Genomic DNA, 477 nt, shown 5'->3' with positions numbered 1-477 from the left:
AAATCTTCTGAAATTCATGTCTTGTTTTATTTGTGCAAAAGAACCTTCTGCTTGAATACTTCTGTTCATTCTAAGCAAGCAACCTTCTTCGCTTAGAATTCTTTCTAAATCAGACTTTCTTTGGCGATTAAACTTTTTTGATGTTTCAAATCTTTTTACTCTTTCTTCCAAAGGAGTTTTACAATTATTCCCTTTGATGCAACTACTCTTGTAAGTGCAATCATTGCAATCTTCACAAACATAAATTGTCTTTTCACTTTCATATCCTGTTTTAGATTTTCTAATTTTTATATTTTCAGCCTTTAACTGCTTACCATTTCGGCATATGTAGAAATCTTTTTCTTCATTGTAATCCATGTTTTCTATTTTACCGATATCATTTTTATATTTTCTTGTTTTTGATATTTCATAATTAGATGGCTTAATAAATGCTATTTGATTATTTTCTTCAATAAATGAATAGTTCTCCTCACTTTC

The 477-nt window shown here is 28.3% G+C and carries 1 protein-coding gene; it reads right to left on the bottom strand.

The annotated features are described in order from the left end of the window. The coding region (locus A500_RS19165) for a transposase (RefSeq protein WP_016209220.1) at positions 1 to 477 on the bottom strand (477 nt) is incomplete at both ends.

The organism is Clostridium sartagoforme AAU1, assembly GCF_000401215.1.
Lineage (GTDB): Bacteria > Bacillota > Clostridia > Clostridiales > Clostridiaceae > Clostridium > Clostridium sartagoforme.
Note: the sequence above shows the minus strand (reverse complement) of the source record. Positions and strands in the feature narration are given on the sequence as shown.